Source organism: Mycobacterium sp. ACS1612 (assembly GCF_001667505.1).
Classification (GTDB): Bacteria; Actinomycetota; Actinomycetes; order Mycobacteriales; family Mycobacteriaceae; genus Mycobacterium.
Genome location: NZ_LZHZ01000063.1, coordinates 306,690 through 329,715 on the forward strand (window position 1 = coordinate 306,690; position 23,026 = coordinate 329,715).

At 67.3% G+C, this 23,026-nt stretch carries 20 protein-coding genes; 9 read left to right on the top strand and 11 right to left on the bottom strand.

Features of this window, described 5'->3' with window-relative positions; translation table 11 throughout:
- Window positions 1-44: 44 nt before the first annotated feature.
- Both A5724_RS26705 and A5724_RS26710 read right to left on the bottom strand, forming a co-directional pair.
- Window positions 45-1,484: a hypothetical protein gene (locus A5724_RS26705; protein WP_067809334.1), complete on the bottom strand. Its 1,440-nt coding sequence runs from the start codon at window positions 1,482-1,484 to the stop codon at window positions 45-47.
- Complete coding sequence (locus tag A5724_RS26710) at window positions 1,477-2,424, bottom strand: hypothetical protein (protein ID WP_067809336.1); 948 nt, start codon at window positions 2,422-2,424, stop codon at window positions 1,477-1,479. The genes A5724_RS26705 and A5724_RS26710 overlap by 8 nt, the downstream gene beginning before the upstream one ends.
- Window positions 2,425-2,573: 149 nt before the next feature.
- Here A5724_RS26710 and trmB point away from each other — a divergent pair, with 149 nt between their 5' ends.
- From trmB to A5724_RS26725, 3 genes are all read left to right on the top strand, one after another.
- A complete protein-coding gene (trmB, locus tag A5724_RS26715; protein ID WP_067809340.1) occupies window positions 2,574-3,335 on the top strand; it encodes a tRNA (guanosine(46)-N7)-methyltransferase TrmB in 762 nt (253 codons plus the stop codon).
- Window positions 3,336-3,397: 62 nt separating this feature from the next.
- Window positions 3,398-4,033, top strand: coding sequence for an NYN domain-containing protein (locus A5724_RS26720; protein ID WP_232004997.1), 636 nt, complete (start codon window positions 3,398-3,400; stop codon window positions 4,031-4,033).
- A gap of 45 nt (window positions 4,034-4,078) precedes the next feature.
- Window positions 4,079-7,009 carry an MMPL family transporter gene (locus A5724_RS26725; RefSeq protein WP_067809345.1) on the top strand — a complete coding sequence of 977 codons (2,931 nt, stop codon included), beginning with the start codon at window positions 4,079-4,081 and terminating at the stop codon, window positions 7,007-7,009.
- On the opposite strand, the gene A5724_RS26730 is transcribed toward A5724_RS26725, so the two are convergent.
- Complete coding sequence (locus A5724_RS26730; protein WP_067809347.1) at window positions 7,006-8,163, bottom strand: AI-2E family transporter; 1,158 nt, start codon at window positions 8,161-8,163, stop codon at window positions 7,006-7,008. The two genes, A5724_RS26725 and A5724_RS26730, sit on opposite strands and share 4 nt — an antisense overlap.
- 110 nt (window positions 8,164-8,273) lie before the next feature.
- Here A5724_RS26730 and A5724_RS26735 point away from each other — a divergent pair, with 110 nt between their 5' ends.
- Window positions 8,274-9,395, top strand: coding sequence for a YbhN family protein (locus A5724_RS26735; protein WP_067809349.1), 1,122 nt, complete (start codon window positions 8,274-8,276; stop codon window positions 9,393-9,395).
- Window positions 9,396-9,407: 12 nt separating this feature from the next.
- Window positions 9,408-9,776, top strand: coding sequence for a DUF3054 domain-containing protein (locus A5724_RS26740; RefSeq protein WP_067809572.1), 369 nt, complete (start codon window positions 9,408-9,410; stop codon window positions 9,774-9,776).
- On the opposite strand, the gene A5724_RS26745 is transcribed toward A5724_RS26740, so the two are convergent.
- The 4 genes from A5724_RS26745 to A5724_RS26760 all read right to left on the bottom strand — a co-directional run bounded on the left by A5724_RS26745 (window position 9,773) and on the right by A5724_RS26760 (window position 12,954).
- A complete protein-coding gene (locus tag A5724_RS26745; RefSeq protein ID WP_067809351.1) occupies window positions 9,773-11,110 on the bottom strand; it encodes a HAMP domain-containing sensor histidine kinase in 1,338 nt (445 codons plus the stop codon). The two genes, A5724_RS26740 and A5724_RS26745, sit on opposite strands and share 4 nt — an antisense overlap.
- A 3-nt stretch (window positions 11,111-11,113) precedes the next feature.
- Complete coding sequence (locus tag A5724_RS26750) at window positions 11,114-11,782, bottom strand: response regulator transcription factor (protein WP_197518795.1); 669 nt, start codon at window positions 11,780-11,782, stop codon at window positions 11,114-11,116.
- A 56-nt stretch (window positions 11,783-11,838) separates the two neighbouring features.
- On the bottom strand, window positions 11,839-12,222 hold the full coding sequence (locus A5724_RS26755) for a heme-binding protein (protein ID WP_067809356.1): 384 nt from the start codon (window positions 12,220-12,222) through the stop codon (window positions 11,839-11,841).
- Window positions 12,223-12,384: 162 nt separating this feature from the next.
- The gene (locus A5724_RS26760) at window positions 12,385-12,954 is read right to left on the bottom strand and encodes a hemophore (protein WP_067809358.1); all 570 of its coding nucleotides are present in this window, start codon (window positions 12,952-12,954) and stop codon (window positions 12,385-12,387) included.
- A gap of 318 nt (window positions 12,955-13,272) precedes the next feature.
- Here A5724_RS26760 and A5724_RS26765 point away from each other — a divergent pair, with 318 nt between their 5' ends.
- The 3 genes from A5724_RS26765 to A5724_RS26775 are packed head-to-tail and all read left to right on the top strand — an operon-like array spanning window position 13,273 to window position 17,137.
- Complete coding sequence (locus tag A5724_RS26765) at window positions 13,273-16,209, top strand: MMPL family transporter (protein WP_067809359.1); 2,937 nt, start codon at window positions 13,273-13,275, stop codon at window positions 16,207-16,209.
- The gene (locus A5724_RS26770) at window positions 16,206-16,727 is read left to right on the top strand and encodes a hypothetical protein (protein ID WP_067809362.1); all 522 of its coding nucleotides are present in this window, start codon (window positions 16,206-16,208) and stop codon (window positions 16,725-16,727) included. Before A5724_RS26765 ends, A5724_RS26770 begins: the two co-directional genes overlap by 4 nt.
- Window positions 16,728-16,729: 2 nt before the next feature.
- Complete coding sequence (locus tag A5724_RS26775) at window positions 16,730-17,137, top strand: CoA-binding protein (RefSeq protein WP_067809363.1); 408 nt, start codon at window positions 16,730-16,732, stop codon at window positions 17,135-17,137.
- Here A5724_RS26775 and A5724_RS26780 read toward each other — a convergent pair.
- On the bottom strand, window positions 17,134-17,823 hold the full coding sequence (locus A5724_RS26780) for a hypothetical protein (RefSeq protein WP_067809365.1): 690 nt from the start codon (window positions 17,821-17,823) through the stop codon (window positions 17,134-17,136). The two genes, A5724_RS26775 and A5724_RS26780, sit on opposite strands and share 4 nt — an antisense overlap.
- Window positions 17,820-18,392: a hypothetical protein gene (locus A5724_RS26785; protein ID WP_067809367.1), complete on the bottom strand. Its 573-nt coding sequence runs from the start codon at window positions 18,390-18,392 to the stop codon at window positions 17,820-17,822. Before A5724_RS26785 ends, A5724_RS26780 begins: the two co-directional genes overlap by 4 nt.
- A gap of 152 nt (window positions 18,393-18,544) precedes the next feature.
- Here A5724_RS26785 and A5724_RS26790 point away from each other — a divergent pair, with 152 nt between their 5' ends.
- Window positions 18,545-20,521, top strand: coding sequence for a M13 family metallopeptidase (locus A5724_RS26790; RefSeq protein WP_067809369.1), 1,977 nt, complete (start codon window positions 18,545-18,547; stop codon window positions 20,519-20,521).
- Between the two features lie 55 nt (window positions 20,522-20,576).
- Here A5724_RS26790 and A5724_RS26795 read toward each other — a convergent pair whose 3' ends face one another.
- Window positions 20,577-21,623: a L,D-transpeptidase family protein gene (locus A5724_RS26795; protein ID WP_067809371.1), complete on the bottom strand. Its 1,047-nt coding sequence runs from the start codon at window positions 21,621-21,623 to the stop codon at window positions 20,577-20,579.
- Between the two features lie 143 nt (window positions 21,624-21,766).
- Window positions 21,767-22,999 carry an MFS transporter gene (locus A5724_RS26800; RefSeq protein ID WP_067809373.1) on the bottom strand — a complete coding sequence of 411 codons (1,233 nt, stop codon included), beginning with the start codon at window positions 22,997-22,999 and terminating at the stop codon, window positions 21,767-21,769.
- Between the last annotated feature and the right edge of the window lie 27 nt (window positions 23,000-23,026).

Sequence of the window (23,026 nt, forward strand, 5' to 3'; positions counted from 1 at the left end):
GCGTTGTACCGATTCAGTTCTCAACTGACTACATATATAGGTAGCTAGTCCGATCGGACCGCCGCGCCGTACAGCTCCTCGCGCACCGCATCGAGGGCCTGCCGCAACGGCGGCAGCCTGCTATCCCGCGCGACCGCCGCCTTGGCCGTGGCCGCCGCATGCTCACGCAGTTCGGCGTCGATCTCGGCAATCCGGTCGGTCGCGGTCGCGCTCTCCATCTCGTCGCGAGCCGCGAGCGCCGTGGCGAGTGACGTCTCCGCCGCCAGCACCCGGGTGGCCACCCGCTCCTCGACCGTCGCGCGCAGCGCGGCCGTCACGTCGGTGACCCAGCGGTCCAACACCGCCCGGTCCTGCAGCAGACCGCGGATGCCGACGACCCAGACCGTCAGGAGCAATCCGACCAGGCCGCCCGCCACCAACCCCGCGATCGTCAGCCCCGGCGCAAGCCCCGCGAACAGGCGGGTGGTGGCGAGCGCGACCCCGAAGCCGAAACCTGCACCCAGGACCATCGTCAGCTGCGTCTCCAACCGCCGGGACTTCACCGGTGGGCGGGTCACCTCCGGTTTGACCGCAGGCGGGGGCGGTTCGGGCGCCGGCAGTCCGAGTTCGGTCGCGACGTCGCTGAGGTGTGTGGTGACGCCCTCGTCCACTTCGTCGATCACCTCGTCGACCCGGGTGTGCACGTAGGACTCGAAGGCGCCGAGCTTTCGCCGGGTGACGTCGGCGGCGTCCTCCTGCAGTTCGGCCCGCACCGATGTGCAGCGGTTGCGCGCGAAATAGGTCAGCTGCACTCGGGCCTGCTGGATCTGGCTGCGCAGCGCGATGGTGTGTTCGGACTTCGACAGGCGCCTGCTCCGCAGGATGTCGTCGCGGCTCTTGCGCAGCGCCGTCACTCGCGCCTGGCGGTCCGCGCCCTCCGCCTCGGCCTGATAGCGGTCGATCACCGCGGTGAGTCGAACTTCCCACGCGCGCAACCTGTTCCGCCGTGGCACGTCAGGATCGTCGAGCCGCTGGCGCAGCACGTCGACGAGTTCGTCGAGCTTCGGTTCGCCGAGATCCGGCGCGGCCGCCGCGCCCACCCACTGCACATGCTCATAGCGTGGCGCACGCGCCGCGAGCAACGCGCGATCGGTGGCCAGCACGTCGCGCCAATTGCGGTGCGCGTCGATCTTGGTTACCACGCCGACGATCAGGTCGGTGTAGTTGCCGGCGAGATCCAATAGGGCGCAATCGGATTCGGTCAACGAGGCGATCCCCGACACCGCGAACACCACCGCGGTCGGCGCGTGCGTGGGCCCCAACTCGTCGGATTCGACGAACGTGCGGTCCGGCATCCGCTCCCGCAGCGCGGCGATCAGGCTGCTGGTGCCCGCCAGCCACGGGCCCGTCACGAGCACCACGTCCCTGGTCTGCACGCCGGGCGACGTCAGGCCCGGATTGACGGCCGCCACCACGGCATCGGCCTTGGCCACCGGATCAGACATGGTCCTGCCCGAGCAGACGCAGGGAGCCCCGCACGATGTCGGCGCCGCATTGGCGGTGCAACGCGCTGACCGGTCCCCGGCTGTAGCGCCGCCATTGCACCGCGCGACACAGGTGCGCCGCCGCGTCCCGGCCGCGGTCCACGCCGACTCCCGCGGCCTCCAGCACGTCCACCGCCGCCGTCATCGCGGCCAGCACAGCCGCGTCGGCGGTGAGCAGTCGGCTGAGCTCGTCGTCCCCGAATTGCACCGCCAGAGCATGCAATTGGGTGATCGCGGCCCGCAACCGGAGATACCGCACCGGTGCGCCTGCGGCGTGGACGTGTGCGACCACCCGGTCGATCTGGCTGGCGCGCCGCAGCACCGCTGAAACGTCGCCGCCCTCGTCGAGGGTGAGCAGCGCGCGGGCGATGCCGAACCGGTCCAACGACGCGAGCAGTCGTCGGCGCAGCACGGGCGTAAGGGAATGCCGACACGACACGAACCCGTCCGTCGACGTCACATCCGCGGGCTCGGCGAGCAGCGTGTGCAGCGCCCGCATCAACTCGTCGTCCAGTTCGGCGGTGGCCAGCAGTGCGACCATGGGCACCGTCGGCACCCCGGTTCGCGCCCGCAGGTCGGCAGCGCGCCGATGCGCCCGCGGCAGCGGGCCGCCGTCACCGACGCCGGTCAGGTCGGCCTTGTTGAGCACCGTCACCACCGGCCGGTCGGCGGCCGCCAACGCGGCACGGTCCTCGGGTTTGAGGGTCTCCGCGAGCACCAGCACGTGCACATCGGCGTCCGCTGCATCGGCCGTGACGGCGACGCCCGCCGCCGCCAGTGCTGCCGCCACGGTGCTGCGGCCGACGCCGTCGCGACCCAGCACAGCAACCGGCAATGGATCCGTGAGCTGCGCGATGACACGAGCTAACCGCGGATCTCTGCGGTGTTCAGCGAATCGAATCAGGGTATCGACGAAAATCTGGCGGCCTTCCCGAGTGGTGCCGTCATCGTGGCACCTTCAGGCGCGGGTCGCGAACGGTTGTCCCCAGTACCAGTGGAAGGCAACTGTTGCGTATCAATCTGTACCACGATGCGGGTACTCAGCTTGTTATGAGCGACCATGGACGGATGCAAGCGCCCGGGTCTGATGTCGCCGGCTGCGCGGCTCCGGAGTCCGCGCCGCATCTGCATCGTCGGGTGACCAGCTTTCGGGCCAGGCGTTCAACCCTGTCCGGCGGACAACAGGCCACCTGGGAGCGGCTGTGGCCCGAAGTGGGCATGCAGGCGCGCGACGCCGAGGGACCCGCCACGCTGTTGGACACCGAAGCCTGGTTCGGCCGCTCGGCGCCGGTCGTCCTGGAGATCGGCAGCGGCACCGGCATCTCGACACTGGCGATGGCGAAGGCCGAACCGCATCTCGATGTGGTGGCGGTCGAGGTCTACAAGCGCGGCCTGGCCCAGCTGCTCAGCGCGATCGACCGCGAGGGCGCCACCAACATCCGGTTGATCCGCGGCGACGGCGTCGACGTGCTCGAGCACATGTTCGGGCCGGACTCACTGACCGGCGTTCGGGTCTTCTTCCCCGACCCGTGGCCGAAGGCGCGCCACCACAAGCGCAGGCTGCTGCAACCTGCGACGGTCGCGCTGATCGCCGACCGCCTACGGCCAGGCGGGGTGCTGCACGCCGCCACCGACCACGCCGGTTACGCCGAACAGATCGCCGAGGTGGGGGACGCCGAACCGCGGCTGCGCCGCGTCACCGAGCAGCAGGCACTGCCGATCTCGGTACAGCGACCTGTGACCAAATATGAAGGCAAGGCCCAGCATGCGGGCAGTGCCGTTGCCGAACTGCTCTGGGAGAAGCAGCCATGAGTCTGACCGAAGACATCCGGCACGTAGATCCACAAATAGACGACGTGGCGCCGCCGCAGGCGATGCCGACGGACGCGACGGCCCGCGTGCTGCTGGTCTGGGACGCACCTAACCTGGACATGGGCCTCGGCTCGATCCTCGGCGGCAGGCCCACCGCCGCACACCGGCCGCGATTCGACGCCCTCGGCCGCTGGCTGCTCTCCCGCACCGCCGAGTTGTCGACCGCCCGTCCCGACCTCACACTCGAGCCGGAGGCAACGGTGTTCACCAACATCGCCCCAGGTAGCGCCGATGTTGTTCGACCGTGGGTGGAGGCATTGCGTAACGTGGGTTTCGCGGTCTTTGCCAAACCGAAGATCGATGAAGACAGCGACGTCGACAGCGACATGCTCGACCACATCGCACTCCGGCGCAGTGAAGGGCTGGCCGGCGTGTTGGTGGCTTCCGCCGATGGTCAAGCGTTCAAAGCTCCGCTGGAGGAAATCGCCCGCGAGGGTGTGCCCGTCCAGGTGCTGGGATTTCGCGAACATGCCAGTTGGGCGTTAGCGTCGGATACCTTGGAGTTCGTCGATCTGGAAGACATACCTGGTGTTTTCCGGGAGCCGTTACCGCGAATCGGCCTTGATTCGCTGCCCGAGCAGGGGGCTTGGCTGCAGCCATTCCGGCCGCTGTCCTCGCTACTGGCCTCGCGCGTGTAGACAACTGGAAATGCGCGAGTAGCCACAGACTTAGAAGGAGTTCACGTGTTCGCCTGGTGGGGTCGAACGGTGTACCGATACCGATACATAGTGATCGGTGTCATGGTCGCACTCTGCCTGGGGGGCGGCGTCTTCGGCATCAGCCTCGGCAGCCACGTCACCCAGAGCGGCTTCTACGACGACGGCAGTCAGTCCGTGCACGCGTCCGTGGTCGCCGACAAGGCCTACGGACGCGATACGTCGGGCCACATCGTCGGGATCTACACGGCGCCCGAGGGCAAGACCGTCGACGACCCCGACTTCAAGAAGAAGATCCTCGACAACCTGGACAAGGTCGAAAAGGACCATCCCGACGAGATTCTGCGGTCGATCGGCTACTTCAAGAGCCCCGATGTGCTCAAGACCATGGCCGACGCCGACAAACAGCACGCGTTCATGTCGATTCAGCTCAAGGGCGACAACGACGACGCGATCCTGAACAACTACAAGAAGGTCAAGGACGACCTGCTCAGCGTCAAGGACGAGGGCGTCGACTTCAAGATGGCCGGCCTGCAACCGCTGGCCGCCGAACTGACCGGCACCATCGGCGACGACCAGAGGCGCGCCGAGGTCGCCGCCATCCCGCTGGTGTGCGTGGTGCTGTTCTTCGTGTTCGGCGGCGTCGTCGCGGCCGCGCTGCCCGGCGTCATCGGCGGCCTGACCATCGCGGGTGCGCTTGGGATCATGCGACTGGTCGCCGAGTTCATGCCGGTGCACTTCTTCGCTCAACCGGTGGTGACCCTGATGGGCCTGGGCATCGCCGTCGACTACGGGCTGTTCATGGTCAGCCGGTTCCGTGAGGAGATCGCCGAGGGGTACGACACCGAGGCCGCCGTCAGGCGAACCGTGATGACCTCGGGCCGCACCATCATGTTCTCCGCGGTGATCCTGGTGGCCTCGTCGGTGCCGCTGCTGTTGTTCCCGCAGGGCTTCCTGAAGTCCATCACCTACGCGATCATCGCCTCCGTCATGCTCGCGGCGACGTTGTCGATCACCGTGCTGGCCGCCGCGCTCGGCATCCTCGGTCCCCGCGTCGACGCGCTCGGAGTGCGCACCCTGCTGCGAGTGCCGTTCTTCCGCAACTGGAAGCCGATGCGGGTCTACCTGGAGTGGCTGTCGGAGAAGACGCAGAAGACCAAGACACGCGAAGAAGTCGAGAAGGGCTTCTGGGGCAAGCTGGTCAACCGGGTGATGAAGCGGCCTGCCGCATTCGCCGTGCCGATCATCATCGTGATGATTGCGCTGATCATTCCGTTGGGCGCGCTGTCCCTCGGCGGCATCAGCGAGAAATACCTGCCCCCGGACAACTCCGTACGCCTCGCGCAGGAGGAGTTCGACAAGATCTTCCCGGGCTTCCGCACCGAGCCGTTGACGATCGTGATGGAAAGCGACAACGGGCAACCGATCACTGACCAGCAGGTCGCCGAGGTCCGCAACAAGGCGATGCAGATCTCCGGGTTCACCGATCCGGACAACGACCCGACGAAGATGTGGCAGGCGCGCCCGTATCTCGACGGCGCGTCGAAGGATCCGTCGGTTCGGGTGATCCAGAACGGTCTGGTGAACCGCAACGACGCCGCCAAGAAGATCGAGGAACTGCGCGCGTTGACACCTCCGCGCGGCGTCACGGTGTCCATCGGCGGTACGCCCGCACTGGAACAGGACAGCATCCACAGCCTGTTCGACAAGTTGCCGCTGATGGTGGTGCTGCTGATCACCACGACCACGGTCCTGATGTTCCTGGCGTTCGGATCGGTGGTGCTGCCGATCAAGGCGGCCGTGATGAGCGCGCTCACACTCGGATCGACGATGGGCGTGCTGACCTGGATGTTCGTCGACGGGCACGGGTCCGGGCTGATGAACTACACGCCACAACCCTTGATGGCGCCGATGATCGGTCTGATCATCGCGGTGATCTGGGGTCTGTCCACCGACTACGAGGTGTTCCTGGTGTCCCGCATGGTGGAGGCCCGCGAACGCGGTATGTCCACCGCCGAGGCCATCCGCATCGGCACCGCCACCACCGGTCGGTTGATCACCGGTGCCGCACTCGTATTGGCCGTTGTCGCAGGCGCATTCGTGTTCTCCGACCTGGTGATGATGAAGTATCTGGCGTTCGGTCTCCTGATCGCCCTGCTGCTCGACGCCACCGTGGTCCGGATGTTTTTGGTGCCCGCCGTGATGAAGTTGCTCGGCGACGACTGCTGGTGGGCGCCACGCTGGATGAAGCGGATTCAGGAGCGCCTCGGCCTCGGCGAGACCGAATTGCCCGACGAGCGCAAGCGGCCCGCGGTGCGTGAACCTGACGAAGCGCTGGTCGGCGCCGGCGCACCTGTGCCGCCGCGGCCTCGGCCGCCGCATGACCCGACGCATCCGGAGGGTTCGCCCCGACCGGGTCGGATCGCGGCGCCGCCGCGGGCCAACGTGCCGTCCGGCGCTGGCACCACGCGGATCCCGACCGCGCGTGTTCAGGCCGACGAGCCGCAGACCACGCGGCTGACGATGGCCAGGAACGCGGTCCGTAACGTGGTGAACAACGCGACCGGCCACCGGCCTGCGCCCCCGCCGCCGCGCGAGGAACGCGAAATCGAGTCGTGGCTTGGCGAATTGCGCGGCACCGGGCCCTCGGCCGGTCAACCCGTTGCGCCCCCGGCGCGGCCGTCGGCCGATGCCACCAGGGCCATGCCAACGGGCGCCACGGGACAACGTCCGCGTCCGCCTCGACCGCAGCCCGGCAATGAGCCGACCACCGCGATTCCGGCGCAGAAGCCACCGCTGCAGAACGCCGATGCGCCCGCGACGACGGCCATCCCGACCGCGCGGAAATCCGACGCCGAGGCGGCCACCGAGAAGCTGAACACCCCCGACGAGGAGCGCAAGCGCCGCGGCGGCGGCGTCAGCGCACAGGACCTGCTGCGGCGCGAGGGCCGAATCTAGTCCGCAGCCGGCTCGTCCAGCTCGTCGGGTTCGGCCGCCACCACCGGGGCGCCTTCGGCGTCCTGCGCGGCTTCTTCCGCTGCGGGATCTCTGGCCATCAGCACGCGCACCGCGCTGTTGAGGAACGCCACCGTCGGAACGGCCAACAGCGCGCCGACGATACCGGCCAGCACGCCGCCGCCCGCGATAGCCAGCACCACCGCCAGCGGATGGATGGACACCGCGCGCCCCATCACAAGTGGTTGCAGCACATGGCCTTCCAATTGTTGGACAGCGATGATCAACCCCAGCGTGATCAGCGCGTAGATCACGCCCTTGGCGATCAGCGCGACCACGACCGCGAAGAATCCGGCCACCACCGCACCGACGAGCGGGATGAACGCGCCGAGGAAGACCAGCGATGCCAGCGGCAACGCCAGCGGCACGCCCATGATCGCCAGGCCGGTGCCGATGCCGACGGCGTCGACGAGGGCCACCAGGAACGTCGCGCGCACGTAGCCGACCAGCGACCGGAAACCGGCCCGGCCCGCGTCGCGGACCCGCTCGCGCACGTCGTCCGGGAAAGCCTTGGTGACGAATCCGTAGATGTTGCGGCCGCCGTGCAGCACGAAGATCAGCGTGAAGAGGACCAGCAACGCGCCGGTGACGATTTCGGTCAATGTGCCTGCTGTCGACAACGCCCCGCTGGTGAGCTTCTCCTGATTGTTCTGCAGCGCCTCGATCGCAGACTTGCGGGCACTGTCGATCTGTTGCTGGTTGACGTGCAGCGGCCCCTGGGTCAGCCAGTCCCCCACCCCTTTGATGCTGGTGCTCATCTGGTCGACGAGGGCGGGGGCGCCCTCGACGAACTGGGTGACCACGAACGCCAGAATCCCGCCGACGACCGCGAAACCGCCCAGCAGCACCAGAGCGACCGCGCCGCCGCGCGGGGCGCCGCGCCGGTCCAGGAAATCGACAACCGGCAACAGCAGCGCGGCCAACAGGGTCGCCAGCGCCACGGGCACGACGAGGATTTCGAGCTTCTTCACCACCCACAGCAGCGCCACCACGAACCCGCCGATGACGAGCAGTCGCCAGGCCCAGGCGGCCGTTCTGCGGACTAGCGGAGACACCGACTGATCGGCGACGGAATCGAAAGACGGGGCCGCTGGCATGCCGGTAGCGTAACGGCAGGCCGCGGCGCGACAGGGAATCTCGCGAATCGTCTTCGGCACGCCTGCGTCACCGCCATTATCCGCGCGAACTGCACCGTTACCCTAGTGACGTGTCCCACGACGCGCCGGCGAGCCACGCGCGCAGCCAGGAACGCCCCACCCGGGGCAAGTACTGGTGGCTCCGCTGGGTGATCCTCGGCGCGGCCGCGCTCGTGCTGGCGGTGGAGTTGACGTTGGTGCGTGACCAGTTGGCCAAGGCCTGGCACAGCGTCTACTCCGCGAACTGGTGGTGGGTGCTGGTGGCCATCGTCGCGGCGATGGGCTCCATGCACAGCTTCGCGCAGATCCAGCGCACGCTGCTGCGGTCGGCGGGCGTCAAGGTCAAACAGTGGCGCTCGGAGGCGGCGTTCTACGCGGGCAATGCGCTGTCCACCACGCTGCCCGGCGGCCCGGTGCTGTCGGCCACCTTCATCTACCGCCAACAGCGGATCTGGGGCGCGTCGCCCGTCGTGGCGTCGTGGCAGCTGGTGATGTCGGGCGCGCTGCAGGTGGTGGGGCTTGCGCTACTCGGCCTCGGCGGCGCTTTCATGTTGGGCGCCAGCAAAAACCCTCTGTCGCTTATCTTTTCGCTTGGCGGCTTCCTCGCGTTGATCATCCTGGCGCAGGCCGTGGCGACCCGCCCGGAGTTGATCGACGGCATCGGGGTGCGGCTGCTGTCGTGGTTCAACTCGGTGCGCGGTAAGCCGTCGGACACCGGACTGGACAAGTGGCGCGAGACGTTGAACCAGCTGGAATCGGTCAGCCTGTCGCGCCGCGAGCTCAGCGAGGCATTCGGTTGGTCGCTGTTCAACTGGGTGGCCGATGTCGGCTGCCTGCTCGCCGCGTGCTATGCCACCGGCGGACACCCGTCGATCGCGGGTGTGACGGTGGCGTACGCGGCCGCCCGCGCGGTCGGGTCGATCCCGTTGATGCCCGGCGGCCTGCTAATCGTCGAGGCGGTGCTGGTGCCCGGCCTGGTGTCGTCGGGTATGACGTTGGCCGCCTCGATCTCAGCGATGCTCATCTACCGGTTGGTCAGCTGGATCTTCATCTCCGCGATTGGCTGGGTGGTGTTCTTCTTCATGTTCCGCACCGAGAAGGACATCGACCCCGACGCCACCCTCGACGACGACCAGGCGCCGCAGTTCAGCCCCGACCCCGAGGTCCGACACGAGCCCGAACCCGAAAAGTGAACTCCGCCATTGATTGACACCGAAAGACGGGCCAAGCGAACGGCCACCGCTCTGCTGGCGGACATCCTCTGCGTGATCGTGTTCTGCACCATCGGCCGGCGCAGCCACGCCGAGGGCCTCACAGTCACCGGCATCGCGCAGACCGCATGGCCTTTCCTGGCAGGCACTCTCGTCGGCTGGGTGCTGATCCGCGGATGGCGCAAACCATACACCGTGATCCCCACCGGGGTCGCAGTGTGGATATGCACCGTTTTGGTGGGCATGCTGCTGCGCAAGGCGACGTCAGCTGGTGTACAGACCAGCTTCGTCGTGGTGGCCTCGGTGGTGACGGCGGTGCTGCTGCTGGGCTGGCGAAGCGTCGCGGCGATGGTCCGTCGCTAATCCGAGTTCGCGGGTGGCTCAGGCGAAGTCGAGATGGTCAGCGTTGCCCGAAGACCGCCGAGCGGTCCGTCGGACAGCTTGATGTTGCCGCCGTGCAACGCCGCCTGCTGTGCCACCAATGCCAGGCCGAGACCAGAACCGCCGGGCGCGGCGTTACTGCCGCGGGAGAACCGGCCGAGCACCGTCTGATGTTCCTCCTCGGGCAGCCCACGGCCGTTGTCGTCGACGACGATGGTCAGGGTGTTCTGATACCGGTTGGCGGTCAGCACAATTCGTGTGGCCTGCCCGTGCGTCACCGCGTTCCGCACCAGGTTGTCGACGGCAATCCGTAAGCCGCCCGGCCAGCCCCAAATCGCGCCGAGATCGTCGGCGGCTTCGATCACGATCTCGACTCCGGTTGCGGTACGCATGTTTTCGCGTGCGACGCGGTCGAGCATATCGGTGACGTCGATGAGTTCACGATCCTCTGCCTGCGCCAACTGGCCCGATGCGAGTTGACCGAGCGCGGTGATGATGGCCTCCACGCGGCGCTGCGCCCGCGACAGGTCCTGGACCACCTCTGCTCGTTCCTCGGCGGGCAGATCGTGGATGCGCAGGGTGTCGAGGTCGGCGCGCATCGCGGTGAGCGGGGTGCGCAGTTCGTGTGCGGCGTTGGCGGCGAAATCCTGGGCAGCCTGAAGCGAATTCGTGGTCGCGCGCTGAGCGGCGGCCAGTCGGTACAGCATCTCGCTCATCGCCTCGGACAGGTCCTCGGCTTCCCTGACGCCGCGCACCTCCGGCATCTCCTCGGTGCCCTCACGCAGCCGTTTGGTATGTTCGGTCAGTCTGCGCAACGGCCGGATCGCCGGGCCGGCCAGCACCCATCCGAGCCCCGCGGCGATCAGCACGGTGCCGACACCGACCGCCACGTAGAGCGGAATCCTGGCGCGGTTCAACAGGATACTGTCGGCGCGGATGCCGACAGAGACCAACACTCCGCCCTGTTGTTCGACGGCCACCGTGCGCACCCGGTACTCCACGCCGTTCACGTCGACCGTCGCGGTGCCCAACGGTAGCGACGGCAATTGCAGGCCGCGCTGGAACATCACCTGGCCAGTCGACTTGGACCGCCCTGTGGTCAGCACACCGCGCCGCGGATCGTTGAGCTCAGTGGGGTTGATACTCGCGTCGACGATGGCGTCGAGCCGCCGATCCAGTTGCAGCGCATCGTTGTTCGCAAGGACCACAGAGGTGAGGATGGTGAAAACCGCGACGACCGCGGACGCGGCAGCGGCCGACGCTATCGCCACCCGGGTACGTAGCGACGCGGACCGCAGCGACCGCGGCAACCTCATCGCCTACGGCTCGTCTCGCAACACGTACCCGATCCCGCGAACCGTGTGGATCACCCTCGGCAGCCCGTCGCGTTCGAGCTTGCGCCGCAGATACGAAATGAACACGTCGGCCACATTGGTGTCGACGTCGAAGTCATAGCCCCACACCAGTTCGAGCAGCCGTTGTCGCGACAACACCACACCGGCGTTCTCGGCCAGCACCGCCAGCAGATCGAACTCACGCTTGGTCAGTTCCACCCGCTCGCCGCCGACGAACACCAACCGGCGCGCGGTGTCGATGGTCAGCGGTCCGACGGTCATGGTGTCGGACGCGCGATCCGAATTGGTCGCCCTGCGCAGCAGCGCATGCAACCGCGCCACCAACTCGCCGAGGTCGAACGGCTTGGTCAGGTAGTCGTCGGCGCCGGCTTCCAGCCCGGCGATCCGGTCGTTGACCGTGTCACGCGCGGAGAGCACACAGATCGGGATGTCGTTGCCCAACGCGCGCAACGCGGTGACGACCGCGACACCGTCGAGTTCCGGCATCTGCACATCGAGAACCAGCGCGTCATGCGATTCGCTGGACAACAGCCGCAGCGCTTCTTTACCGGTCGCCGCGACCCGAACGTCGAAACCCGAATGCCGCAGTCCGCGGGCAACGGAGGTTCTGACGTCCGGGTCGTCGTCGACCATCAGTACCGTGCGGCTCGCGCTCTCCTGCGCGGGTGATTCACCAACCCGCACGCGAATTACGGAATGTTGGGCGAAGGGGCGGTACCGCAGCGGTTCTTCAGATCGACCAGCGGCTGCCGGATCCCGGTCAGATCAGCCTTGGTCTGAGGGTTCTGGTTCAGGTAGTCGGTGACCTGGCTGCGGACCTGATCGCGGTTGAGCCCTTCGAGGCTGGTGAAGAACCAGTTCACGTCGGGGTGGGTGAACAGGTATGCCGACGTCGACGCCGAGACACCCGATGCCACGCCTGCCAAGTCGGCAGCGGTGCAGTTGGGCGGGTTATTCGCCGGGTCGTCGGCCATGGCCGAGGGCAGGGCACCAAACAACATCGCACCGGCGATCGCACCGGTGCCGACCGCGCCAGCTACCGCACGACGCGCGGTACGGGCCGAGAGCAACATGGACAGGCTCCTTCAGACGAAGTGGAGAGACCGTAACCATTGGCGGTTCCGACAAATAAGAAGCTAAGCAGAAAGAGGCTCGACTTTCTTGCCTTGCGGTTAACCAATCGTGAGAAATCCACGAAACCGCAGCTCACCCGCCGTCGCGAAAAGGCAGCGTGGCTAACGACTGGTGGCCAGCGACGGACCCGGTAACGGCCCGGAGCCCTGGGTGACCACCGAGGCCGGCGACGGTGTGGCGGGCAGGACCGCGCTGGGAACGCCCACCGTCTGCCTGGTCTGCAACCCACCAGGCAGATTGCCCACCGGCGATACCGGCGACCCCGCCCCCTGCTGCTGGGTGGCCTGCATCAGGCCCATCAGCGCAGGCAGGCTGATCGGCAACTGGCAGCGGGTGGAAAGGCTGATCAACGGCTGCTGCAACTGTTGCATGTCCTTGGCGGCCGCCGGGTTGGCGTCGAAGTACGCCTTGACCGCCGCCAGCGACTGCGGACCGGCCTGCTGCTGCGAGATCGTCGTCAGCGCCTGGTTGGTCTGCGGGTGGCTGTCGAGGTAGGCGCCCATGGAGGTGGCCACCGAACCGATCGTCTTGGCCAGCTCGCTCGCAGCGCAGGGATCGGTGGCCGCCGTTGCTGATGGAACCGCCAGCGCCGCGACCGTCGCGCCACCGACCGCCGAGGCGGCGAACACCGCATACAGGCTGCGGCGCAACGCTTTCGTGGACGAAATCATTGGGTAACTCCTTATGGTTTGCGAACGCTTTTGACGCTTCCGCAAACGCCATGCGATCGGACGATTGGGCTTCCCCGACCCTGGAGTCCTCGGCCACATAGTGCCATTGGAGTCGCTGCGGCCGCCAATCCGGCGAATGGACGCGCAGGCGAAGGACAGGAAGTCCGCAGCATGCGTAACGCTGCGCCGGCCAATCACGAGAGGTGGGTTAGAGCTGCTTAAGGCGTTGCTCAGGGGGCCGATACCCTACCCGACGCTGATATAGGCTCAGCTTCGCAACGCCGGGCAGAAAGCGGGGAGTTCGCTATCCAGCAGTTCATGATGCGCTTGAGCAGCAACCTGCGCAGATATCGCTGGGCGGTGTTCGCTGTTTGGCTGCTTCTCCTGGTGCCCTCGGTCTACCTGGCCGTCAACCAGTCCGGCAATCTCACCGGCGGTGGCTTCGAGGTCGAGGGCTCCCAGTCGCTGCACGTTCAGCGCGAACTCGAGCAGCACTTCCCCGACCAGGGCGCCTCGCCGCTGGCCCTGGTCGCGGCCCCGCGCGCGGATGCCTCCTTCGAGGACATGAACGCCGCGGTGGCCCAACTCCACCGCATCGCGGCCGAGGTGCCCAGCGTCAAGGTGTTGCCGAACCCGCTGGGGGCACCTCCCGGCCAGGGGCCAGGGGGACAGCCGCCGCCGCAACCCGACCGCCCCTACGTGCTGACCCTGCAACCCGACTTCAACAACACGGGCGTGGTCGACGTCGCCAAACAACTGCGCCAGAAGGTCGGCATCAACAGCGACCAGCCCGGCGAGACCGAGAACGGGAAGGTCAAGCTCTACGTCATCGGGCAGGGCGCGCTGGGTGCGGCCGCGACGCTGGCCACCAAACACGACATCGCGCAGGCCGAGCAGTGGAACCTTCCGATCGTCCTGATTGTTCTGCTCGCGGTGTTCGGCTCGCTGGCGGCCGCCGCGATGCCGCTGGTGTTGGGCATCACCACCGTGGTTGTGACGATGGGACTGGTCTACCTGTTGTCGATGTACACCGCGATGTCGGTGTTCGTCACATCGACGGTGTCGATGTTCGGCATCGCGCTGGCCATCGACTACTCACTGTTCATTCTCATGCGGTTCCGCGAGGAACTGCGCGCGGGCCGCGATGCGCAACAGGCCGCCGACGCGGCCATGGCCACCTCCGGTCTGGCGGTGCTGCTGTCGGGGCTGACCGTGATCGCGTCGGTCACCGGCATCTACCTGATCAACACCCCGGTGCTGCGGTCGATGGCCACCGGCGCGATCCTCGCCGTGGCGGTCGCGGTGCTGACGTCGACCACGCTGACCCCCGCGGTGCTCGCCACCTTCGGGAGGGCGGCCGCCAAGCGGTCGTCCTATCTGCATTGGTCGCGGCGGGTGGAAAGCACGCAGTCGCGGTTCTGGAGTCGGTGGACCGGTTGGGTGATGCGGCGGCCGTGGCTGTCGGCACTGGTGGCGGCGGCGTTCCTGCTGGCGCTCGCCGCCCCGGCGTTCTCGATGGTGCTGGGCAACAGCATGCAGCGGCAGTTCGACCCGACCCACGAGATCCGCGGCGGCGTCAACGCGGCGGCTCAGGCGTTGGGCCCGGGGGCGCTGGGGCCGGTGCGGGTGCTGGTGACGTTCCCCGAAGGCAATGCGGCGTCCGCGGAGGCCAAGCAGCCCGCGATCGACGCGGTGCGGCAGAAGATGGCGCAGGGCCCCAACGTGGTGACGGTGTCGCCGCCGGTGTTCGGCGACGACTATCGGCGGGCGCTGCTGTCGGCCGTGTTGTCGGTCGACCCCGAGGACATGGGGGCCCGCGACACCGTCGACTGGATGCGGGCGCAACTGCCGAAGACGCCCGGCGTCGACGCGCGCATCGACGTCGGCGGGCCGACCGCGCTGATCAAGGACTTCGACGACCGGGTGGCCTCGACCCAGCCTCTGGTGTTCGGGTTCGTCGCGCTGATCGCGTTCGTGATGCTGCTGATCTCGATCCGGTCGGTGTTCCTGGCATTCAAGGGCGTGCTGATGACGGTGCTGTCGGTGGCGGCGGCCTACGGCAGCCTGGTCGCCGTCTTCCAGTGGGGCTGGCTGCAGGATCTGGGCTTCAAACCGATCTCGTCGCTGGACAGCACGATCCCGCCGCTGGTGCTGGCCATGACGTTCGGCCTGTCGATGGACTACGAGATCTTCCTGCTGACCCGCATCCGGGAGCGGTTCCTGCAGACCAAGAACACCCGCGACGCCGTCGCCTGGGGTGTCAGCACCAGCGCCCGCACCATCACCAGCGCCGCGCTGATCATGATCGCGGTGTTCATCGGGTTCGCGTTCGCGGGCATGCCGCTGGTCGCGCAGTTGGGTGTCGCGTGCGCGGTCGCCATCGCCGTGGACGCGACCGTCGTGCGGTTGGTGCTGGTGCCCGCGCTGATGGCGATGTTCGACGAATGGAACTGGTGGCTGCCGCGCTGGCTGGCGCGCGTGCTGCCGTCGGTGGACTTCGAGAAACCGATACCGAAGGTCGACCTGCCCGACCTGGTCATCATCCCCGACGACATCTCGTCGCTCGGCCCCACCGGCTCCGACCTACGCATGGTGGTCAAGTCGGCGGCGAAGCTGAAAAGCCTTGCCCCCGATACGATTACAGTCGCCGATCCGCTGGCGCTCGGCGTCGCTCCCGCCACCCAGCCGATGGCTGCGGTCGGCAACGGGCACGCCAACGGCCGCTCGCACCGCAACGGCGCGAGGAACGGCCACACTGGACCGGTGGGCCTACCGGGAGTCCATCCGGTGACCATCTGGCGCGGCAGGCTCTCGGTGGCACTGGACGCGTTGGAGACCGAAGCCGACTTCGACCAGACCCCGGTGGCGCGCCGCAGCCCGGTGGAGACCACCAACGTGCAACTACCCACCGGCGATCGACTCCAGGTCCCTACCGGCGCGGAGACGCTGCGGCTGAAGAGCTACCTGCTGATGTGCCGAAACACCACCAGGGATTTCGCCGAGTTTGCCGAATTGGTGGACTCCATGGAAACTCACACTGCTGCAGTCGTGCTGGCATCTATGGATCGGTACTACTGTGGGGACCGCTCACGGAAACAGTGGGTCGCCACCCAGTTGGTACGCCGCCTGGCCGATCCACAACCATCGGATGAGCACGACGCCAGGATGTCGGGCCCTGAGGCGGAGGCCGATTGGGCCAAGGTCAGGGAGCGCTGCCTATCGGTGGCAGTGGCGATGCTTGAGGAGGCGAGGTGACGTTGGCACCGGAGATTCGGGATGCGCGCCGCGACGCGGTCGCCGGACCGAAGCGACCCGCGCCGCCGACGAACGGACGCAGGCCACCGCCCGACGATCGACCGGTCGAGTTCTGGCCGACATCTGCGATCCGGGCGGCGCTGGAAACCGACGACCTCGCGGTCTGGCAGCGCATCGTGGTCGCGATCAAACGCGATCCCTACGGCAGGACCGCACGCCAGGTCGAAGAGGTGCTGGAAACCGCGCGGCCGTACGGCGTTTCCAAGGCGCTTGCCGAGGTGCTGACCCGCACCCGCGAGCACCTGGAGGCCAACGAGCGCGCCGAGGTGAGTCGGCACATTCAGAGCCTGCTGGAACGATCAGGCCTCGGCCAGGATGAGTTCGCGTCGCGTATCGGCGTGCCCAGCAAGGACTTCGCGGCATACATCGACGGCGCGACGTGTCCACCCGCGTCGCTGATGATCCGGATGCGCCGATTGTCCGACCGATTCGCCAAGATGCGCGACCAACGCCACTAGGCATGACGCGCACGCCGAACATCGAGCAGATCCTCCGCGACACAAGAACGGTGGCGATCGTCGGCGTCTCGGACAACCCGCTTCGGCCCAGCCACGAGGTGTGGAGCTACTTGAAGTCCGCCAGCGACTACGAGCTGTACCTGGTGAACCCGACGATCAGCGAAGTGGACGGCACACCTGTCTATCCGTCGCTGGCCGAACTGCCCGTCGTACCGGATCTCGTCGACGTGTTCCGCCGTCACGAGTTCCTGCCCGCGGTGCTGCAGGACACCATCGCCGTCGGCGCGAAAACGCTGTGGCTGCAACAGGGTTTGTGGCACGAGCAGGTGGCTCGCGATGGCGAGGCGGCAGGACTGCAGGTGGTGATGGACCGCTGTCTGAAGGTCGACTACGCCAGGCTGCTTCGCTAGCGCGAGTGGATCGGGCTGACGTCGTCGACCAGCCAATGCCCGTCCGTCTTCGACAACTGCACGCGAAGCGCGAGCACCGCGGTGTCGTTCGGCTTACCCGGTGAGCTCTGCGTTGCGCGCATGATCACCGCGACGCTCGCGGCGTCCGGTCCGATCGCCTCGACGCCCGCCGACACGGTGCTGGCCTGCGCGGAGATGCTCTTGCTCGTCAAATCCTGTGCGACTTTGGCGAATTCGTTCTTGAACACCTCGGCGCTCTTTGGTGCCATCTTCGCCACAGCGCGGTCGATCGACCCGGTGGGGTCCTGCGGCGTGAACGTCGCGGACGCCTCCGCGACGCTGCTGGCGATGCCGACCACCTCTTCGCTGTCGTTGGCCAGCGTGCGGGCGGACACCGTCCACCGCAGGTAGCCGATCACGACGGCGGCCGCAAGGGCCGCGGTCGCAACGGCGACGACGGCCAACCGTAGCCCAGGTCCGTCGTCATCGGTGCCGACGGTGACCGAATCACGGCGCGCCAGAACAATGTTCACGACGACGCCCTCGACGATGAGCAGGCACAGCACCGAACAGACCGACACCCACCACAGCGGCCAGGCCAGCGCGATGCCGATATAGATCAGTGCGACGATCGCGGCTAGCGGGGCCAGGATGTCGAAAGCCAGTACGCGCCAGAGGTTTCTCATCGGATCGGTTCCAGCCGCGAGATGAGCAGCTTGCCGTCGACGTCGGCGACGTCCAGCCGCAGATTCCAGCGCACGGTCTGCGGCTTGTCGGTGCCCGCGTTCTGGCTGACCGACGTCGCCACCACCATCACCGTGTCGGTGCGTGACGCGGCGTCCAGCAGTTCGGGCTGCTGCTGCCGCGGCGGCACGCCGTTCGGCCCTGGCGGTGCGTGGTGGATGGATTCCACGGCCACCGAGTCCACCTGGCCAGTCGTCTTGGCTTGCAGTTTGGCCACCAGAGCCCGGTAAGGCTGCACGGTGGCGTCGAAGTCGGCGTTGAGTTGACCGACGGTGCCCTCGTGCAGCTTGTTCAGATCGGTGTCGACGGTGTCTTTGTTCATGTTGATCAGCACGCTGGTCCAGTCGGCGGCGGCCTGCATGACGCGCGTCCGGTAGTGCAGTTCGTCGACATCGCTACGGTGTTGCGTCCAGATCAGGCCGACGAGGACGACGGCTGCGACCGCGACGGCACCCAACGCCGCCGACGCGATGCCGAAACCGGTGAAGACGCGATTGTCGTCGTCGGGCATGCGCGTGAGGGTACCGGTCGTGACTTTGGCGACTGGTTACCCCGGGTTGCCTGCGGCACCGGCCTGGCCCGGGCCTTCGAAGCCGGCTTTCGAATGGTCGAGGGTGACGGCGCTCACGCGGGGCACTTTTGCGGCTCTGGCAGTCTGGTGGGGTGACGGTTGAAGCCATTCGCTCGGGAATCGACCTGAGCCACGTCGATTCCAGTGCCCGCCCTCAAGACGACCTGTTCGGCCATGTCAACGGCCGCTGGTTGGCCGAATACGCGATCCCGGCCGACCGCGCGACCGACGGCGCGTTCCGGTCGCTCTACGACCGCGCCGAGGAACAGGTCCGCGACCTCATCACCGAAGCGGCAGCGTCAGGGGCCGCGAAGGGCACTGACGAACAGCGCATCGGCGACCTGTACGCCAGCTTCATGGACGAGGAGACGGTGGCGCAGCGCGGTGTACAACCGTTGCTCGACGAACTGGTCGCGATCGACGCCGCGCACACCCCGGATGCGTTGGCGGCGGTCATCGGCGCGCTGCAGCGCAGCGGCGTCGGCGGCGGTACCGGGGTGTACGTCGACACCGACTCCAAGAACTCGACCCGTTACCTGGTGCACCTGACCCAGTCCGGGCTCGGCCTGCCGGACGAGTCGTACTACCGCGAGGAGCAGCACGCCGAGATCCTCGCCGCATACCCGAAGCACATCGCCGCGATGTTCACGCTCGTCTACGGCGGCGACCACACCGAGACGGCCGCCCGCATCGTCGCGCTGGAGACCAAACTGGCGGCCGCGCACTGGGACGTCGTCAAGCGGCGCGACGCCGACCTCACCTACAACCTGCGGACCTTCGCCGATCTGCCCGCCGAAGCGCCTGGATTCGACTGGGCCGGCTGGATCACCGCGATGGGCGCAACGCCAGAGCAGGCCGCGGAAGTCGTTGTGCGTCAACCGGATTACCTGACGGCCTTCTCGGAGGCGTGGTCGGCCGAAGACTTCGAGGACTGGAAGAACTGGGCCCGCTGGCGGCTGATCCGGGCACGCGCGTCGGTGCTGACCGACGACCTGGTGGCGCAGGACTTCGAGTTCTACGGCCGACTGCTGAGCGGCACCGAGCAGATCCGCGACCGGTGGAAGCGCGCGGTGTCGGTGGTCGAGGGTCTGATGGGCGACGCCGTCGGCAAGCTCTACGTCGAGCGGCACTTCCCGCCGGAAGCCAAGGCGCGCATGGACGAACTGGTGGCCAACCTCCGCGAGGCCTACCGGGTCAGCATCGACGAACTCGAGTGGATGACGCCGGAAACCCGTGCGAAGGCGCTGGCGAAGCTCGACAAGTTCACCCCGAAGATCGGCTATCCGGCCAAGTGGCGGGACTATTCGAAGCTGGTCATCGAACGCGACGACCTCTACGGCAACTACCGCCGCGGACACGAGATCGAATCCGACCGCGAACTCGCAAAACTCGGCGGCCCCGTCGACCGCGACGAGTGGTTCATGACGCCGCAAACCGTCAACGCCTATTACAACCCGGGGATGAACGAAATCGTCTTCCCCGCAGCGATTCTGCAACCGCCGTTCTTCGACGCCGACGCCGACGACGCCGCCAACTACGGCGGCATCGGCGCGGTGATCGGGCACGAGATCGGGCACGGGTTCGACGATCAGGGCGCCAAGTACGACGGCGACGGCAATCTCGTCGACTGGTGGACCGACGCGGACCGAACCGAATTCGGCGCTCGGACAAAGGCTCTGATTGAGCAGTACGAGGAGTACACCCCTCGCCAACTCGGCGACGGACACCACGTCAACGGGGCGTTCACCGTCGGGGAGAACATCGGCGACCTCGGCGGGCTGTCGATCGCGCTGCTGGCCTACCGGCTCTCACTCAAGGGCAAGGAAGCGCCGGTGATCGACGGCCTGACCGGCGAGCAGCGAGTGTTCTTCGGATGGGCGCAGGTGTGGCGCACCAAATCCCGTGATGCCGAGGCGATCCGACGACTCGCGATCGATCCGCACTCACCGCCGGAGTTCCGCTGCAACGGCGTGATTCGCAACATCGACGCGTTCTACGACGCGTTCGACGTCAGTGAGTCCGATGCGTTGTACTTGGAACCGCAACGGCGCGTGCGTATCTGGAACTAGGCACTTGCGAAAAAGCCCCCGGCACGCAGTCGGGGGCTTTTTCCGTTTCAGTTCTCTAGAACATCTGCCAGTCCGATGCACCGTCGGGTGCGTTGTAGATGCCCTTCGAATTCTTGATCACCACCGGATCGCCGCTGCCGAAGTTGTCGTAGAACCACTTCGCGTTCTCCGGGCTGAGGTTGATGCAGCCGTGGCTGACGTTGCGCTTTCCTTGGTCACTGACCGACCAGGGCGCGCTGTGCACGAACGAGCCACTGTTGTCGATGCGGACCGCATCGGCGACGTTGAGCTTGTAACCCTCCGGCGAGTTGACCGGCACGCCGTAGGTGGAGGAGTCCATCACGATGGTCGGGAACTTCTCCAGCACGTAATAGGTGCCGTTCTTGGTCTCGTGCTTGCCGTCCGGCCTGCCCATCGAGACCGGGAACGTCTTCTCCACCTTGCCGTTACGCACGACGGTCATCTGGTGAGCGGTGTCGTCGACGGTGGCCACCAGTTGCTCGGGCACCGTGAAGCTGGACTTGGTGCCGCTGGCGTCGATGTTGACGACGGTGCCTGCGGGCCAGAAGTCCTGCGGCCGCCAGCGCACCTGGGTGTCACTGGTCCAGTAGAACCGGCCGGGCACCGGCGGGACCGACGAGATGTGGATCGCCTTCTCGGCCATCGCCCTGTCGGCGATCGGTCGCGCGAAGTTGATGTAGATCGGTTTGGCGGCGCCGACCTTCGCCCCGTTGGTCGGGTTGAACGTCGGCGGCGCGAAAACCGGGTCGCCGACATACGGCGTCGGATTCTGGCCTGCCGGCGTGCCCTCCGGAATCGCCATCGGCTGCGCGGCAGGCGGCCCGAACGGGTTCGGCAGCGCGAACGGTGGCGGCGCGGGTGGCGCGGCCGGATCGGCGGGCGGAACCGCGAGCGGTTCGGCCGGTGGCGGCGGAGCGAACGGATCCGGTGCCGGCACCGGGGCTGCGGCCGGATCGATCGGCGCTGGTGGCGCCGGAACCTCCGGGTCGGCCAGCGCCGACGGGCTGCCCAACGCCAGTCCACCGACGAGGCCAGCCGCAATCAGAGCGGTGACCAGTCTCCCCCTGATCCGCATACGCATACGTCACCTCCAGTCACAAAAACTTCGTCCAGTCTCGCACAACGAAAACACCGGCTACCGCCGCGAGAATGCTGGCCGCACCTGTGCGAACGCCCAGCCCAAGCCGCTGACCTGCATAGTCCATCGCCACGGGGTGGCGAATGTTACTTCCTGCTGATTGCCTGAGGGACGTCGAACAGGGCCCGGGTGGCGGTGACACCGGTCAACGCGACCACCACCAGGACCGTCGACACCCCGATCATCGGGGCCAGCCCCGCGTGTTCGTAGAGCAGTCCGCCGGAGAGCGAACCGGCCATGATGCCTACCTGGAAACCCGCGACGTACAGGCCCGACGCGCCGTCGGGATCGTCCGGTGCGGTGCGCATCGCGGCCGCCTGCAGCATCGGCGGCAGCGCGGTGGACGCCGCACCCCACGCCACCATCGCCGACCCGCCGACGATCAACGTGACCAACCCGGTCGAGCGGTCGAACGCCAACGACGTCAGCACCACGAACGCAGAGGCCAGCACCGCCAGGCAGGCGACCACCGAGGCGTGCGGCCACCGGTCCAACGGGCGGGCCATCGCCGCCATCGCGGCCAGGCCCGCGACGCCGAACGCCGCGAGCAGCCAGGCGAGGTTGGCACCGTGCACGCCGACAACGTCGCGGATGATCACGACGATGAACGTGTAGGAGATGAAGTGCGCGGTCACGCCGATCAGGGTCAGCACCGTCAACGTGACCAGGCGGCTGTTGCGGTGGTGCCGGGCGCGGGGGCCGATCTGTGTGTCGCCGCGGGGCATCACCATCGCGGGAAGCACGACCCATGCCGCGACGGTGACGGCCGCGGCGGCCACCGTCACCACGACGACGGCCACCCGCCACCCCCACAGTTCGCTCATCGCCGCGGTCAGTGGATTACCGACGACGAGCGCGACGCCGGTGCCGACGTAGACCGCGGTGGTGGCCCGCCCCGCGTGGCTGGCAGGCACCAACCGTGCGCCGATCGGCGCAATCACCGACCACATCAGTCCGTGGGTCAGCGCGCACAGCACCCGACCGGCCGCCAATACCTCGAAATTCGGCGCCAACGCCGAAATCAGTTGCGACGCAGTCAAACACAACAACGTCAGCAGCAACGTCGTGCGTCGTGGCCAGCGCGCGGTGAGCCGCACGAGCGGAACGGTGGTCAGCGCGGCGACCAGTGCGTAACTGGCGAGCAATGTGCCCACCAGCGCCTCGCTGACCCGCAGGTCGGCCGCGATGGTTGGCAACGCGCCGACCGGAACCATCTCGGCCGTCACGTACACGAACGCCGCGGCGGCCAGCACGCCGAGTTGCACGGTGACGCGCGGCGTCCACGTGTGAGTGACGACTGGTGTGCAGGTATCGGTCATGGCACGAGCAACCACCGTAACGACGGA

Coding starts and splice junctions, on each gene's coding strand:
- A5724_RS26705 (WP_067809334.1), bottom strand. CDS start 1,484: ATGTCTGATCCGGTGGCCAAGGCCGATGCCGTGGTGGCGGCCGTCAAT.
- trmB (WP_067809340.1), top strand. CDS start 2,574: ATGAGCGACCATGGACGGATGCAAGCGCCCGGGTCTGATGTCGCCGGC.
- A5724_RS26720 (WP_232004997.1), top strand. CDS start 3,398: ATGCCGACGGACGCGACGGCCCGCGTGCTGCTGGTCTGGGACGCACCT.
- A5724_RS26730 (WP_067809347.1), bottom strand. CDS start 8,163: ATGCCAGCGGCCCCGTCTTTCGATTCCGTCGCCGATCAGTCGGTGTCT.
- A5724_RS26745 (WP_067809351.1), bottom strand. CDS start 11,110: ATGAGGTTGCCGCGGTCGCTGCGGTCCGCGTCGCTACGTACCCGGGTG.
- A5724_RS26750 (WP_197518795.1), bottom strand. CDS start 11,782: ATGGTCGACGACGACCCGGACGTCAGAACCTCCGTTGCCCGCGGACTG.
- A5724_RS26755 (WP_067809356.1), bottom strand. CDS start 12,222: ATGTTGCTCTCGGCCCGTACCGCGCGTCGTGCGGTAGCTGGCGCGGTC.
- A5724_RS26760 (WP_067809358.1), bottom strand. CDS start 12,954: ATGATTTCGTCCACGAAAGCGTTGCGCCGCAGCCTGTATGCGGTGTTC.
- A5724_RS26765 (WP_067809359.1), top strand. CDS start 13,273: ATGATGCGCTTGAGCAGCAACCTGCGCAGATATCGCTGGGCGGTGTTC.
- A5724_RS26775 (WP_067809363.1), top strand. CDS start 16,730: ATGACGCGCACGCCGAACATCGAGCAGATCCTCCGCGACACAAGAACG.
- A5724_RS26780 (WP_067809365.1), bottom strand. CDS start 17,823: ATGAGAAACCTCTGGCGCGTACTGGCTTTCGACATCCTGGCCCCGCTA.
- A5724_RS26785 (WP_067809367.1), bottom strand. CDS start 18,392: ATGCCCGACGACGACAATCGCGTCTTCACCGGTTTCGGCATCGCGTCG.
- A5724_RS26795 (WP_067809371.1), bottom strand. CDS start 21,623: ATGCGTATGCGGATCAGGGGGAGACTGGTCACCGCTCTGATTGCGGCT.
- A5724_RS26800 (WP_067809373.1), bottom strand. CDS start 22,999: ATGACCGATACCTGCACACCAGTCGTCACTCACACGTGGACGCCGCGC.